This window comes from Cytobacillus sp. IB215316 (genome assembly GCF_033963865.1).
Classification (GTDB): Bacteria; Bacillota; Bacilli; order Bacillales; family SM2101; genus Nanhaiella; species Nanhaiella sioensis.
In genome coordinates this window covers 138,710-153,449 of sequence record NZ_JAXBMC010000004.1, presented here as the reverse complement: position 1 = coordinate 153,449, position 14,740 = coordinate 138,710, and the positions used below count along the sequence as shown (strand labels likewise).

13 protein-coding genes are annotated in these 14,740 nt (G+C 36.1%); 1 reads left to right on the top strand and 12 read right to left on the bottom strand.

The features are described from left to right. Window positions 1-26 precede the first annotated feature (26 nt). Window positions 27-581, top strand: a complete 555-nt coding sequence (locus SLH48_RS09595; RefSeq protein WP_320257975.1) for a YfiT family bacillithiol transferase — start codon at window positions 27-29, stop codon at window positions 579-581. A 524-nt stretch (window positions 582-1,105) separates the two neighbouring features. Here the strand turns inward: SLH48_RS09595 and SLH48_RS09590 are convergent. The 12 genes from SLH48_RS09590 to SLH48_RS09535 form a co-directional block, all read right to left on the bottom strand. Continuing rightward, entirely contained in the window at window positions 1,106-2,404 is a 1,299-nt protein-coding gene (locus SLH48_RS09590; RefSeq protein WP_320257974.1) for a methyl-accepting chemotaxis protein, read from the bottom strand. A 204-nt stretch (window positions 2,405-2,608) separates the two neighbouring features. Further along, a complete protein-coding gene (locus SLH48_RS09585) occupies window positions 2,609-3,043 on the bottom strand; it encodes a low molecular weight protein arginine phosphatase (RefSeq protein ID WP_320257973.1) in 435 nt (144 codons plus the stop codon). A 279-nt stretch (window positions 3,044-3,322) separates the two neighbouring features. Next, the gene (locus tag SLH48_RS09580) at window positions 3,323-3,874 is read right to left on the bottom strand and encodes a manganese efflux pump MntP family protein (RefSeq protein ID WP_320257972.1); all 552 of its coding nucleotides are present in this window, start codon (window positions 3,872-3,874) and stop codon (window positions 3,323-3,325) included. 235 nt (window positions 3,875-4,109) lie between these two features. Further along, complete coding sequence (locus SLH48_RS09575; protein WP_320257971.1) at window positions 4,110-5,153, bottom strand: L-threonylcarbamoyladenylate synthase; 1,044 nt, start codon at window positions 5,151-5,153, stop codon at window positions 4,110-4,112. Between the two features lie 370 nt (window positions 5,154-5,523). After that, window positions 5,524-6,141 (bottom strand): stage II sporulation protein R, encoded by a 618-nt coding sequence (spoIIR, locus tag SLH48_RS09570; RefSeq protein WP_320257970.1) that lies wholly within the window; start codon window positions 6,139-6,141, stop codon window positions 5,524-5,526. 356 nt (window positions 6,142-6,497) lie between these two features. Then, window positions 6,498-7,367, bottom strand: a complete 870-nt coding sequence (gene prmC / locus SLH48_RS09565) for a peptide chain release factor N(5)-glutamine methyltransferase (RefSeq protein WP_320257969.1) — start codon at window positions 7,365-7,367, stop codon at window positions 6,498-6,500. Next, window positions 7,360-8,442 carry a peptide chain release factor 1 gene (prfA, locus tag SLH48_RS09560; RefSeq protein ID WP_320257967.1) on the bottom strand — a complete coding sequence of 361 codons (1,083 nt, stop codon included), beginning with the start codon at window positions 8,440-8,442 and terminating at the stop codon, window positions 7,360-7,362. The genes prmC and prfA overlap by 8 nt, the downstream gene beginning before the upstream one ends. Before the next feature lie 442 nt (window positions 8,443-8,884). After that, complete coding sequence (locus SLH48_RS09555; protein WP_214480886.1) at window positions 8,885-9,505, bottom strand: thymidine kinase; 621 nt, start codon at window positions 9,503-9,505, stop codon at window positions 8,885-8,887. A gap of 115 nt (window positions 9,506-9,620) precedes the next feature. Beyond that, complete coding sequence (gene rpmE, locus SLH48_RS09550; protein WP_214480887.1) at window positions 9,621-9,821, bottom strand: 50S ribosomal protein L31; 201 nt, start codon at window positions 9,819-9,821, stop codon at window positions 9,621-9,623. Window positions 9,822-10,043: 222 nt separating this feature from the next. Continuing rightward, on the bottom strand, window positions 10,044-11,327 hold the full coding sequence (gene rho / locus SLH48_RS09545; protein WP_214480888.1) for a transcription termination factor Rho: 1,284 nt from the start codon (window positions 11,325-11,327) through the stop codon (window positions 10,044-10,046). 757 nt (window positions 11,328-12,084) lie between these two features. Then, the gene (gene glpX / locus SLH48_RS09540) at window positions 12,085-13,047 is read right to left on the bottom strand and encodes a class II fructose-bisphosphatase (protein ID WP_320257965.1); all 963 of its coding nucleotides are present in this window, start codon (window positions 13,045-13,047) and stop codon (window positions 12,085-12,087) included. A gap of 219 nt (window positions 13,048-13,266) precedes the next feature. Continuing rightward, window positions 13,267-14,553 carry a UDP-N-acetylglucosamine 1-carboxyvinyltransferase gene (locus SLH48_RS09535; RefSeq protein ID WP_320257963.1) on the bottom strand — a complete coding sequence of 429 codons (1,287 nt, stop codon included), beginning with the start codon at window positions 14,551-14,553 and terminating at the stop codon, window positions 13,267-13,269. Window positions 14,554-14,740 lie beyond the last annotated feature (187 nt).

The following is a 14,740-nucleotide window of genomic DNA, read 5'->3' as shown; positions in this document are numbered from 1 at the left end:
TTTTACTGAAGTAAGGAGGAAGAAAGATGGAAGATTTACGATACCCGATAGGTAAACCTAAGCTAGACGATAATTTAGCCAAAGAACAACTAGATTTATGGATTAATCAAATAGAAAAAACACCTTTAAGGCTTCAACAAGCTGTAAAAGGTTTATCGGAAGCTCAGTTAAATACCGCGTATCGACCAGAGGGGTGGACAGTAAGGCAGGTTGTACATCATGTGGCAGATGCTCATATCAATGGTTTTATTCGATTTAAGTGGACGCTGACTGAAAATGAGCCACATATTAAAGCTTATGATCAGCAAGGGTTTGCACAGTTACACGATTCTTCATCAGCACCGATTGATTTATCACTTGATCTATTAACAGCTTTACATAAAAAATGGGTAGTATTATTGCGCTCATTACAACCTAGCGATTTAGAAGAGCAGTTTATCCATCCAGATTCAGGAGTAGTTAAATTGAAAACAGCTATTGGTATTTATGCTTGGCATGGGCGTCATCACATCGCTCACATTACAAGTTTAATAGATAGAAGAGGTTGGAAAAATAACGAAAAAGTAATTGATAGAGGATAATAGGTAAAACAATCTTTAATGCACACAGTGTTTATAATAAGGCCGCTTCGTCATTAATTATTGCACACACTAAAGATGGCATTTTTTTCTAGTAAACATATACAAAATGACTAAAGCTTCTTTAGTAACAGTAGTAACACATTTTATGAACAGGAATTATGAAAAAGCTCTCTTCGTAAACCTTGTTGCTAAAATGAACTGTATGATGAGCTTTATGAGAGCTCAATTATTTTAAAAGTAGCAAAGATGCTACGAACGCTAGATGTATACGTGCTTATCTCTTATAACGAATAGCACAATTATGTGAAAGTTACCTAGCAAAAAAGTTTTAGTTTGCTATAAATATACGTATAGCTAACTAAAACTCTTTTGCGCTATGTATTTAATTGATAATTTTTTAAACTTATCGACGTTGGTTATTGTTCGACCTACTCACGATTAAACCAAAATAGGATCTTTTGTGCTGCTCTCATTTTGTATCTTTTCATGTGTGTAATTCGACATTAGCTCACTATAATACGTAATTAACAATTAAATTGTTGTATCGTTTTTTTCAAATTATCAGCTTGTCCAGATAATTCAGTTACGAGTTTATCAATATTTTCGATAACTAATGCCTGTTCGTTCGTGGAGGCTGCTACTTCTTCTGCTCCTGCTGATGTTTGCTCAGCAATTGCAGCGACCTCTTGTGATTGTACAGCAGTATGATTAATACTATCCATCTGACGCATCACGTATTTAGTAATATATTTGACCGCTTCAACAACTTCATTTACTGATTCAGTCATTTCTGCAATGGCTTCGTTTGTCTCTGATCCTTTATTCGCCTCGTTGTTTGCTACATTTACTTGATCTGTGATTTGTTGAACGACATTCTGAACCTCAAGCTGAATATTTTTGATTAACTCCGTTATTCCTTGGACAGCTGTTCCACTCTCATCCGCAAGCTTACGAACCTCTTCTGCTACAACTGCAAAACCTTTCCCATGCTCCCCTGCACGAGCAGCTTCTATGGATGCATTCAACGCTAACAAATTCGTTTGCTCAGCAATATCGCCAACTAATGAAATAATATTCTCTACTTTATTTGCATTCTCTTCTAATCTACCAACCGCTTTTAAAGATTGTTGATTATTTTCCGCTAAACTTTGAATTCCTGAAACGAGAGAGTGTATAACTACTTTACTATCATTTAAGCGGTTAACCATCTCTTTAGAAAGGTGTTCAGATGCAACAGCTTTATCTTGTACTTCTTTTGCCAACATCAATACATCATCAACAGATTCTGCTGTACTTTGAACAGCAACAGCTGAACTATCTGCTCCTTTAGAAATCTCCTCGATCGTGTGAGCAATGTTCTCAGCTTGTACCGAAGCAGAATTAGTAGCAGTTGATATTTCTATTACTTTGTTATTTGTATTTGCAAAATTATCTTCAATATTATGTACCATTTCTCTTAAACTCTTTAGCATCTTATTAAATGCAATAGATAATGATCGAATTTCATCATCAGCTTTTTTTACGGGAACATCTTCATTAATTTGGCCATTCGCTGCATTCATTGCAACCGCTTCTAATTTTTGTAATGGTTTAGTTATAAGCCCAGCAATGAAATATGCCAAAATACTAGACCAAAGGATTCCTAACACTAAAGTGATAATCGTGAAAGCTCCTTCACTTAACGCAAAGTAACCATTAACGAAATCATAAAAATAATAGATGCAGATCGCTGAAGTAGAGTATGTAATTAACGCTACAGTGGTAATAAACAATACAAGCTTAAGTCTTAAACCAAATTTATACCGTTTCTTATTCTCTCCCATAGTAAGACTCCCCTTCCCATAATAAAACAATAGATCCCCTTGTTGATTCAGTTTGCACATTGATGTTATTTTGTGCTAAGAAATAAGTACTCCAAATAGTGCTTCGTGTCATCTTTTCTTCTATAAAAAGATGACAATCGCGTAAAACCTCATTTAACTATTCGGGTTTTGCGAAAATTACATCAAAGTTTAAGAAAAGTAGCTTTATTTAAGTTTTTTATATAACTTCTCAATTAACTGCTCTAACTCATTCATCGTTTGACGATACGTCTGTACCGAACCACCAAACGGATCACTAATATCTCCACCTTCTCCTTCAACAAATTCTTTTAATGTATAAGTTTTGTATATAGCTTCAGGAAATGTATTCACAATGAGATGCTTATGGTTGCTCGTCATCGTCAAAATATATGTGGACCAATCAATATGTTCTTTTTCAAGCTGACTAGAAATATGATCTAACACAATTTCCTTTTCTTTCAGTACTTCATTGGCGTTAGCTGATGCAGCGCTTCCATTGTTTGCATAAATACCCGCTGATCGAACCTGAATGTTGCCCATGTTTTTATGTTTTAATAATGCTTCTGCCATTGGGCTACGACACGTATTCCCAGTACATACAAATAGTATCTTTGTCATTCTAATCCTCCGATGCTATTAGATCTATATATGACTTTCGTTCTAGCTTCTATGGTGTTTGAACTTCTTTGATTTACAACAGTATTTTACAAAAAAATATACCATCACTACCATTATAATCGAAATTTGTCGCATTATATAGGTAATAATATACATTTATTTTTATTTTATGCAAAAAAAAATAAGCTTATGGTAGCTAAAGTTACTAAGGAAGAAAAGTATAAAGACCCAAGACGGATGAACTAGAATTTTCTAACTATGCTATTTATCATTATTTCTTCAAGCGAAAAGTAATTTAACACCAAAAGCGAATAAAATACTTCCCCCTAATGCTTCTCCATATGTCCCTAACCACCTTTGAGCTGATCTACCTAGTAGCAACCCTGTCCAAGTCAAGACCATACTCACCAAACCAAACATACATATAGTAATTGCTGTTCGCGCTCCAAACATCCCTAAACTTAAACCTAAAGAAAAACTATCTAAACTCACGCTTAAAGCAAAGATAAGTAAACCGAATCCAACAGGGGTTATTAGTGATGATTCATCTTCTTTTAAGGACGATATAAACATTTGGATACCGAGTAGTAATAATAACACCCCACCAGCATAGGTAGTAACTGCACCGAACTGCTCGGACAACAGCCTTCCAATAACCATTCCTACCAATGGCATCCAAATGTGAAAAAAGCCTATCGTAACACCAATATAAAAAATTTGCTTTAGACGTAGAGGGATTAATCCCATCCCAAGACCTACAGAAAAAGCATCCATACCTAAAGCAAATGCCATGATAAATAAAGTAACTATTTCCCCAAATATCGTTCCCATTGCCCTCCTACCTCCTACACTTGATCTAGTAAAGGAAGTTCAAACATCCCTAAGACCAGTCTAGATAAACATATGCAAAGGCTGTTTTCGATTTGATTGTTAATTTTCGTAATAGTTCGTGTCATCTTTTTATTTAAAGCGACGACATAACAACGCAAATAAAAATAGCCTATATAATTACATAACGACTTTCTTAAACATATGCTTGTACTGTTGGAAATAGAAGAAAAGGGTACTATTTTTGTTCTATTGTTTGATGTGCTGCAGCTTTCATTAAACGATTCATAATTGCATGGCCAATTCCTTCATAAGGAAAACTCTCACTTAAAATAACATCTGCCTGGGTGTCATCAAATTTTCTAAGAACACCATATAAATTACTAGCAACACTGTACAAATCATTCCTTTGTCCACAACTTAAAACGATATCTGCATTATATTTTTGTTTATTTTCATCAGTAGTTATCACACCAACGCGTTTTCCACTAGCTCTTTGTTTATCAATGTTCAATTGCAAAAAATTACTTGTTCCCTGCACAATGAACAGTGGTGCTTGTGGAGCATAGTGGGTATATTTCATTCCAGGTGACTTAGGTGTTTGACCTTCCTCAACTAAGGCATGATCTATGTCCACCTTACCCACAACCTCCTCAAGCTGCTCTTTTGTTATACCACCAGGTCGGAGTATTACTGGTATTTGGCCTGTACAATCTAAGACAGTTGATTCTACACCTACTCCAGTAAGACCACCATCTAATATTCCAGCTATCTTGCCGTTTAGATCATCGTGTACGTGTTTTGCTGAGGTAGGACTTGGCCGCCCAGATAGATTCGCACTGGGAGCAGCAATAGGTAACTGACTCGTTCTAATTAACTGTAAAGCAATTTCATGATTAGGCATTCGAACCGCAACAGTACTTAAACCAGTTGTAACTTTATCAGATATTCCTTCTTTTTTCATTAAAACAATCGTCAATGGACCTGGCCAAAAATAATCTATTAACTTCAACGCTACATCCGATACATTTTCCGCAATATCAAACAACTGCTTTTTCTCGGCAATGTGAACAATAAGTGGATTATCGCTTGGTCGTCCTTTAGCAGTAAAAATTTTAGTCACAGCCTCGTTCGACAAAGCATTTGCCCCTAATCCATATACAGTTTCAGTCGGAAAAGCTACAACTTCATTTTGATTAAGCAATCGGGCCGCTTGCTTAATTTGTGGATAACTTTGTGGATTAATTCCCTTGTCATCCACAACCCAAACTTTAGTACTCAACCATCTCACTCCTATCTTCTTAGCTGCAGTAATTACTTATAAGTATTATTTCAACATTAGTATCTTCATCAATATACTATCTTAATTTATAACCACCATGTTGATAAGCTATTAAAACTATAAAATATTCAACACTAGAAAACAAGCTTTATCCACAAAATGTGGATAAAGCTCATGTTATAGTGGATAACTTGTGGATTATTAAAACTAGAATATCATATAAAGAGATCATTTCATTTATCAACATGAACACATTGCTATTAATCAAGCCTGTCAGGTACCTTCTCTTTGTAAACAATGGCTATTTGCTAAAATCAACATCTTGCCGCATCAATTAGTTAACATCGCAACAAAGTTCACGAAGTGAGTCCTAATCAAATAACTTTGAAATCCATTCTATAAGAAAAAATCTCACTTTGACCTTTTCATTTTTCGTTTCTTTCGTTTGCTTAAGCTCATTCTCACTGTTGTCATTCATATCAACTGCTTCACCGTTGGAAAAATCTAAAAAGCATAATGGAGGAAATAAAACACACCACCAATTAGCTCCAGCTCCATCACCTAACGTAATTAATATTGCCTCATATTCACCTGCAGGATACAAATAGTTTCCATATAGTTTCGTCGGAAAACTTACTTCGTCAAACTCTACGCTAGCATTTTGTTTACTACCTTGGTTACTTAGTACCGATTCAACAATTTGCTCTATCATGTGAACACGGGTATTGATTAGTTTTCTTGCCTCTTCAATCGAGGTCAACTCTTCAACCCATTGTGTAATTTGTTCATTTACCTTATCTCGAATGAGCCTTTTCAAAGCTTGATCTTCACTGGAATCACTATTAGCAAGTATGCGCAAACGAATCGCCTCATCTGGAATAATGACAGTATCATTTGCCTGGACATTTGTTTGCTCTCCATAAAACACAATATTAACTCCAAAAACTAATAATAAAATATATATAATAGCAATGTTTTTCTTCCCCATTTACTAGCACCGCCCCTTCACTAAAACAGTGTGGACAATATAAAAAAATCTTAAACTAGTAAAATGAAAAAAATCTAGTAGATGAACAGAAAAGCAGAAGTGCCTTGGTCATCCCCGACAAGCACTGGAGCCATTTCATATGAAGGCGCTTTTTGCCATCTTATTAAATGGCGAAGTGACCTCGAGGGGATTGGCACTGGAGCTAGACATCTAGAAAGGCGGAGCCGACTGCTCTGCCTCAACAAGCACTGGAGCTATTTCATAAGAAGACGCTTTTGAATTTCGTATCTATGTTTGAGGTGACCTTAACCTAAATAAGGGCCCTTTTCGTCTATTTTCACATTAATACCTTTATACTAAGATATCTCAGCAAATACCATTCTATCTTTGCCGTTAATATCAAATACAACCTCAACAACTGCACTTCTAAAAGTTTGTTGTAGTAATGATTGAACGCTCTTACCTTGTCCAACCCCTACTTCAAAAGCAATAATTGCCTTCTCACTTAATACGTAAGGCAATTGCGTCATAAAACGACGATAAAAATCAAGTCCATCCTCACCACCAGCTAAAGCACGCATAGGGTCGTAATCCTTTACAACTGGAGATAGTTTGTCAATCTCGTTGTTAGGGATATAAGGAGGGTTCGAGACGATCACATCAAAAGTTGTATCACTATTCAAAAAAGGCGTTAGCAAATCCCCTTGAATAAACGTAACCTCTGTCTCGAGGTTTTCAGCATTTAATTTCGCAATGGCTAGTGATTCTTTTGCAATATCAGTAGCAGTGACATGTAATGATTTCCGCTCAGAAGCTAATGTAATGGCAATGATACCACTCCCAGTTCCAACATCTACTACGTTAACACGATTTCCATTTGGAAATAACTTATCTATACGTTGTAGGATACCTTGCACTAGCTCTTCTGTTTCTGGACGCGGGATTAATACTTCTTTATTTACACGAAAGGTTCTTCCGTAAAAATGTTCATATCCAATAATGTGTTGAACCGGAACACCATTACAATGAGTGTGTATATCTTCTGTAAACTTTCTATCTATCTCAGTATCGATGTCCATTCTCATGTTGCTAAACAGTTGTGTTCTCGACATTTGAAGGTGATGAAGTAACAATAATTCGCCTACATTGTCATCCCTATTTGCTTCCTTTAAAAAAGAAGAAGCCCAATTCAGGGCTTCATATATTTTTCTCTTTTGCTTACTCATTATCGTCTTGCTCCATTTTTTTGGATTGATCTTCTAATATAAGCGCATCAATAAATTCATCTAGCTTACCTTGTAAAATTTGGTCTAGCTTTTGAATTGTTAGGCCAATTCGATGATCAGTTACACGATTTTGAGGAAAGTTATATGTCCGTATACGCTCTGAACGATCACCAGAGCCTACAGCTTGTTTACGATTTTGATCATATTCAGCTTGTGCTTCTTGTTGAAACTTATCGTATACACGTGCACGTAAAACTTTCATCGCTTTTTCTTTATTTTTTATTTGTGACTTTTCATCTTGACAAGATACTACTGTACCTGTTGGTACATGTGTTAAACGTACAGCTGACATAGTTGTATTTACACTCTGTCCACCTGGCCCACTTGAAGCAAAGGTATCTACTCGAATATCCTTTTCATGGATGTCTACTTCAACTTCTTCTGCTTCGGGTAAACACGCAACAGTAGCTGTTGACGTATGAATACGACCACCAGATTCAGTTTCAGGAACACGCTGTACGCGGTGTGCACCATTTTCAAATTTCATCTTTGAATAGGCACCTTTACCATTAATCATAAAAATAATCTCTTTAAAGCCACCAATTCCAGTTGAACTAGCTTCTATGACTTCGGTTTTCCACCCTTGAATCTCCGCGTAACGAGAATACATTCGGTATAAATCACCTGCAAATAGAGCTGCTTCATCTCCACCTGCTGCACCGCGTATTTCCATGATTACATTTTTATCATCATTAGGATCTTTAGGAATAAGAAGAACTTTCAATTGCTCCACAATTTCGGACTCATTACTTTCAAGTTCATTAATCTCTTCCTTAACCATATCTCTCATATCTGCATCAAGCTTTTCTTCAAGCATTGCTTTTGCATCCTGAAGTTGCTCGCTAACAGATTTATATTCTCTATATTTTTGAACTGTTTCCTGTATATCTGATTGTTCCTTAGAATAATCACGTAATTTTTTAGGATCATTTACGATTTCAGGATCACTTAATAGCTCATTCAATTTTTCAAAACGCTCTTCTACAGCTTGCAAACGATCAAACACATCATTCACCTCAATTTTAGTCCATAACATTGTAATTATATTATACGTTAACAAAGGAGTCAAAGAAATGTCGTCATTTATGATAGCTCTCGTTATCCGTCAGAGGTGTCCCACTAGGCAGATACATTACATAGTAACAACAAAAGGATATTTTTATATTGTTTGTTTTTTTCTAGAAACCTTAATATTAAGCTGTTTTCACATTGATTGTAGTTTTCTTATTAGGGAATAAACACGTACACAACTAGAATTCTGGGCGTCTTTTCTTCTATCATAACGACGACTTAAAATTTATAACCACTTTGTTGTTTTTGTTACTAACCTTATGACGATAGCAACAAAGTTGATGAAAAGAGTCTCAATAAAAATAGCAATAAAGTCTCAAAAAGAGACTTAAAATGAAGCGTTATGTAATTTAGCCAATAAAAAATGCACAACTATTTGCTGCGCATTATTTTCCGACATTGTTACTATTTATCCCCATATTCATGCTACGTTTACCTGGTACTTCATGATGATGACGACACCGAGGTTCATATGATTCTGATGCTCCTACTAAAATAATTGGTTCATCATAATAAGCAGGATTACCATCTATTAATCGCTGAGTTCTACTCGCTGGTGAACCACAAATCGCACAAACAGCTTGCAACTTTGTCACTAATTCAGCAATAGCCATTAGCGCAGGAACAGGCCCGAACGGTTCTCCTCTAAAATCTTGATCTAGACCAGCAACGATGACACGATGACCTTGGTTGGCTAATTGTGTAACAACTTGAATAATGTCTTCATCAAAAAATTGAACTTCATCAATTGCTACTACATCTGTTGTAGACGTTACATTCGAAATAATATCTTGTGAATCTTTTACAGAATGAGCAATAATAGATGTCCCATTATGAGATACTACTTCTTCATCACTGTAACGATTATCAATAAGTGGTTTAAAAACTTGAATACTTTGCTTTGCAAATTGCGCACGTCTCACTCGTCGAATTAATTCTTCAGACTTCCCAGAAAACATGCTGCCACAAATTAGTTCAAGCCAGCCAGTTTGCTTCATAACATACATGAAACGGCGTCTCCCTTTTTTCTGTAATTTCATATCAAATATTTTTATATTTAACTAAGTATAAAACAAAGTAAAAAACAGGCAAGATATGGAATAACTCGCCTGTTTTACTTGATTACTTAAGGCCGTATTTTTTGTTGAATTTATCTACACGTCCATCTGCAGAAGCGAATTTTTGACGTCCAGTATAGAATGGATGACAAGCTGAGCAAATCTCAACACGCACCTCTTCTTTTACAGAGCCACTTTCGAACTCGTTTCCACAAGCACATTTAACAGTTACTTTTGAATAATTTGGATGAATTCCAGCTTTCATTATTTTCATCTCCTTCCGCCCTGAATCATCTGAGACAGAGTTATCGAGGTTATTAAAAAGTGCAAAAGAAATGTTTAGAACACTTCTTATTCATCTAGAATGGAGCAAAATAGGAAATAACCCCATTAACAGATTCCATCTAGAAACACACATGAGAAATTATAACAAGGGTTCTCATCTTTTGCAACTACCTGATACTAACAAATCTTTTTTCATCAAAAATTAAACTCGCCTAGATGATGAATGCCCCATCGCTTTCCATTCTTCTTCAAGCATTTGAAAAAATTCTTGATTTGATTTTGATTTCCTTAATTTTCTTAAAAACTTCTCTGCAAAATCAGGTGAATCTGACATAGATTTTCTGATCGCCCATAACTTATCAAGGTGATCCTTAGGAATTAATAATTCTTCCTTACGAGTTCCTGAACGACGAATATCAATTGCAGGGAAAATTCTTTTCTCTGCTAATGAACGATCCAAATGAAGCTCCATATTACCAGTTCCTTTGAACTCTTCATATATGACATCGTCCATTCTTGAGCCGGTATCAACTAATGCAGTAGCTAATATCGTTAAGCTTCCACCTTCCTCAATGTTTCTAGCAGCTCCAAAAAACCTCTTAGGACGATGGAAAGCAGCTGGATCAATACCACCAGATAATGTACGTCCACTTGGTGGGATAACTAAGTTATACGCACGTGCTAATCGTGTGATACTATCCATTAAAATGATTACATCTCTCTTATGCTCAACAAGCCGCATCGCGCGCTCTAATACAAGCTCAGCAACCTTTATATGATTTTCTGGTACTTCATCGAACGTTGAACTAACAACATCTCCTGCAACAGACCTTTCAATATCTGTTACTTCCTCTGGTCTTTCATCAATTAACAGTACAATAAGCTCAGCATCAGGTTGATTTGTCGTAATGCTGTTAGCAATTTCTTTTAACAGCATGGTTTTACCAGCCTTTGGAGGAGCTACAATTAAACCACGTTGTCCAAAGCCAACAGGTGCTGTAACGTCCATAATGCGTGTCGACAATTTATGTGGAGCTGTTTCAAGCTTAATTTGTCTATTTGGATACAAAGGAGTCAATGCTGGAAAGTGCACACGCTCTTTAGCTGTTTCTGGATCGTCGCCGTTAACTGCCTCTACGTGTAGTAATCCATAATATCGTTCATTTTCCTTAGGAGGCCTTACTTTCCCAGAAACTTTATCACCGTTTCGAAGGTCAAATCGACGAATTTGCGAAGCTGAAATATAGATATCCTCTGAACTTGGAGAATAATTAATTGGTCTTAGAAATCCAAACCCTTCAGATTGAATGATTTCTAAAACACCTTCCATGAATAATAATCCGTCTTTCTCCGCCCTTGCTTTTAAAATGGCAAAGATTAATTCCTTTTTCGTAAGCTTACTATAATAAGTTATTTTAAATTCACGAGCAAGCTCGTACAATTCCTTTAACTTCATTTCCTCTAACTTTCCAATTGTTAGACTCATATAAACACCACTCTTTAAATGTTATTATTTCCTCTAAATAAGTAGGTAAAAAATGGAATGAATAATAATTAGGTGAGCTATCTTATTAAAGAGGTAGAATTAATGATAATTCTTTTTCCGCATTGCTTGTTCATTTTTCATTAGTTTATTTGTTAGTATTGAAAAACGAAGGTTTGGAAGGCTTTCACATGAAGCAAAAAAAGAAGAATACAAGTTTTTCTTTTACGTAGCACTTTCTATTTTACCCTTTTTTCGTATACATATTCAACTATTTTTTATTTATAACAGCAAAACATATCTAATTATGCGTCTCACGAGCATATTTTCCGTAGAAAACAGTGCATGGAAAATGTCTAGTTTACTTACTTAACTTATGACTGTTGAAGAATGAACAATGTACAGTAAGGTATATGAAATAAGTCATTTAGCATGATTTTGAAGGCTCTTCCCATATACTTCTTTGCTAAACTTGAACAATTAGATGTGATTTTAGTATAAGTTATCGTGATTACGAGGGGAGATACTACTCACTATGTATATTTTTTACAGTGAAAAAATTTCATAATCGTTAATTTAATTCTTTAACAATCATGGCAAAGACAGTTTTTTTAAAAGAAAAGGCTCTTTTCGTAAACTTTGTTGCTATTGTTATCCAATTAGTACCAATTAAAAGTAGTGAAAAGATAATCATGCGAAAACAGTCAAAGAAAACGAGGGTTGTTAAGAAAACCCTCGTTTTAGCTAGTTAATAATTATATTACTTAATGACAAGGTTTGGCTTTTTCTTCAAGCTATGCCTTCCCTCTACGAAACGAACCGTTCCAGATTTTGCACGCATGACAATCGAATGAGTAGAACCATAGGTGCCTTTAAATTGAACCCCTTTAAGAAGCTCACCATCTGTAACACCTGTTGCAGAGAAAATAGCATCATCACCACGAACTAAATCTTCCATACGTAAAACTCGACTAACATCAAGTCCCATAGATTTACAGCGTTCTACCTCTGCATCATCCTGTGGTAGGAGTTTACCTTGAATCTCTCCCCCTAAGCATTTTAAAGCAACTGCAGCTAGAACACCTTCCGGAGCGCCACCAGATCCAAATAAAATATCAACACCAGTATGATCAAACGCAGTGTTAAAAGCTCCTGCTACATCTCCATCATCGATCAGCTTTATTCTCGCTCCTGCTTCACGTAGTTGTGCAATAATATGCTCATGTCGAGGGCGGTTCAAAACTGTTGCAACAACATCTTGAATATCTTTGTTTTTCGCCTTTGCAACAGCCTTCAAATTATCAATTACAGGCGCATCGATATCAATATGTCCTACAGCCTCTGGACCGACAGCTATTTTATCCATATACATATCAGGCGCGTGCAATAGATTTCCATTATCAGCAACAGCTAATACTGCAAGCGCGTTCCATCCACCTGAAGCAACAATGTTAGTGCCTTCGAGTGGATCAACAGCAACATCCACACGTTGTCCATAACCAGTTCCAAGCTTTTCACCAATGTATAACATCGGTGCTTCGTCCATTTCACCTTCTCCAATCACAACAGTACCTTTCATAGGTACTGTGTCAAATACGTCTCTCATTGCAGAAGTTGCAGCATCATCTGCTTCATCTTTTTTCCCACGACCCATCCATCGTGCTGATGCTAAAGCAGCTGCTTCAGTTACCCGAACAAGCTCCATAGATAAACTTCGTTCCATACGTGCTTCCCCCCCAAAAAATTGCCTTCAACTTTACAGTTTACTTTAAAAAGCGTAAGTTGAAAAGCAGTGAGCATATATTAAACTGTATCAAAGGTTCTATTTCGTATACCTTGTTACTATTTTCTCTTACTTTTAAACGGTTAGTTACATTTTATATAGTTGCTATAGTTTTTAAGTTTATATCTTATAAATGATCAAATAATGTAAACACTCTATTTATAAGTTTTGTAACTGTTCTATTTCTTCTTGAGTCATTTTCTCTCTCCATATCGTCGCACCGAGACCTGAAAGCTTATCCTCAAGGTGGCTATAACCACGATCAATATGCTCTAATCCAGTTATTTCTGTTATACCATTAGCGATTAAACCAGCTACAACCAATGAAGCTCCTGCTCGCAAATCACTTGCTCGCACTCTTGCACCTTGTAATCGAGCTGGACCAGAAATAATGGATGAGCCACCTTCTACTTTGACATTCGCATTCATACGTCTCAATTCATCGATATGCTTAAATCGTGCACCATAAATCGTATCAGTAACAATACTTGTACCTTGTGCCCTTGTTAGTAAAGAAGTAAAAGGTTGTTGTAGATCTGTCGGAAAACCGGGATACACAAGTGTTTTTAAATCGACTGCCTTTAAATTATTTGAACTAGAAATTAGCACTTGATCATTACTTGTTTCAATTGAAACACCCATTTCACGTAGCTTAGCAATAAGTGATTCGAGATGTAACGGAATTACATTATCTACCAATACTTGTTCTCCAGTTGCCGCTGCAATGATAATGTATGTACCAGCTTCAATTCTATCCGGTATGATCGAGTGGCGGCACCCACGAAGATGCTCTACCCCGTCAATTCGGATGACATCAGTTCCTGCACCCTTGATTTTTGCACCCATACTAGAGAGTAAAGTGGCTACATCAATAATCTCAGGTTCTTTTGCTGCATTCTCAATAATCGTTCTCCCTTTTGCTCTGACAGCTGCCAACATAATATTAATCGTTGCACCAACACTTACTACATCTAAGTATATTCTGGCACCCCTTAGCTCATCAGCACGTAAATAAATCGCACCTTGTTCGTTGGTTACTTGAGCTCCAAGTGCTTCAAAGCCTTTAATATGCTGGTCAATTGGTCGAGGTCCCAAGTGACACCCTCCCGGCAACCCAATTACAGCCTTTTTAAATCGACCAAGCATCGCACCCATTAAATAATAAGAGGCACGTAATTTTTTCACTTTACCATTTGGCAAAGGCATGGAGATCATATTAGTAGGATCAATAGTCATTTCTTTATCATTAAGTACTACGTTACCACCGATTTCCTCTAATAAACCACCTAACATTTGTACATCCGAAATATTTGGTATACCTTCAATTGTGACAGGTGAATCCGCCAAGATCGTTGCTGGGATAAGAGCAACGACGCTATTTTTAGCTCCACTAATTTTCACTGATCCCTTTAACGGATAACCACCGGCTATTTTTAACTTTTCCATGTTTTTCTCCCTTCTAAGTGGATTATCAAAAGTTCCTCAAAAAACTCGGTTTCGATATATTCCTTCAACACTTATTTTTTGCCTCCCTTTTCATCCACCATAGCGAAGTAAACTATATATTAATTTATAATAATTGGTATATTTACCCATATGAATTAAGTATTATCTAATAGTTTACACGAAAAAG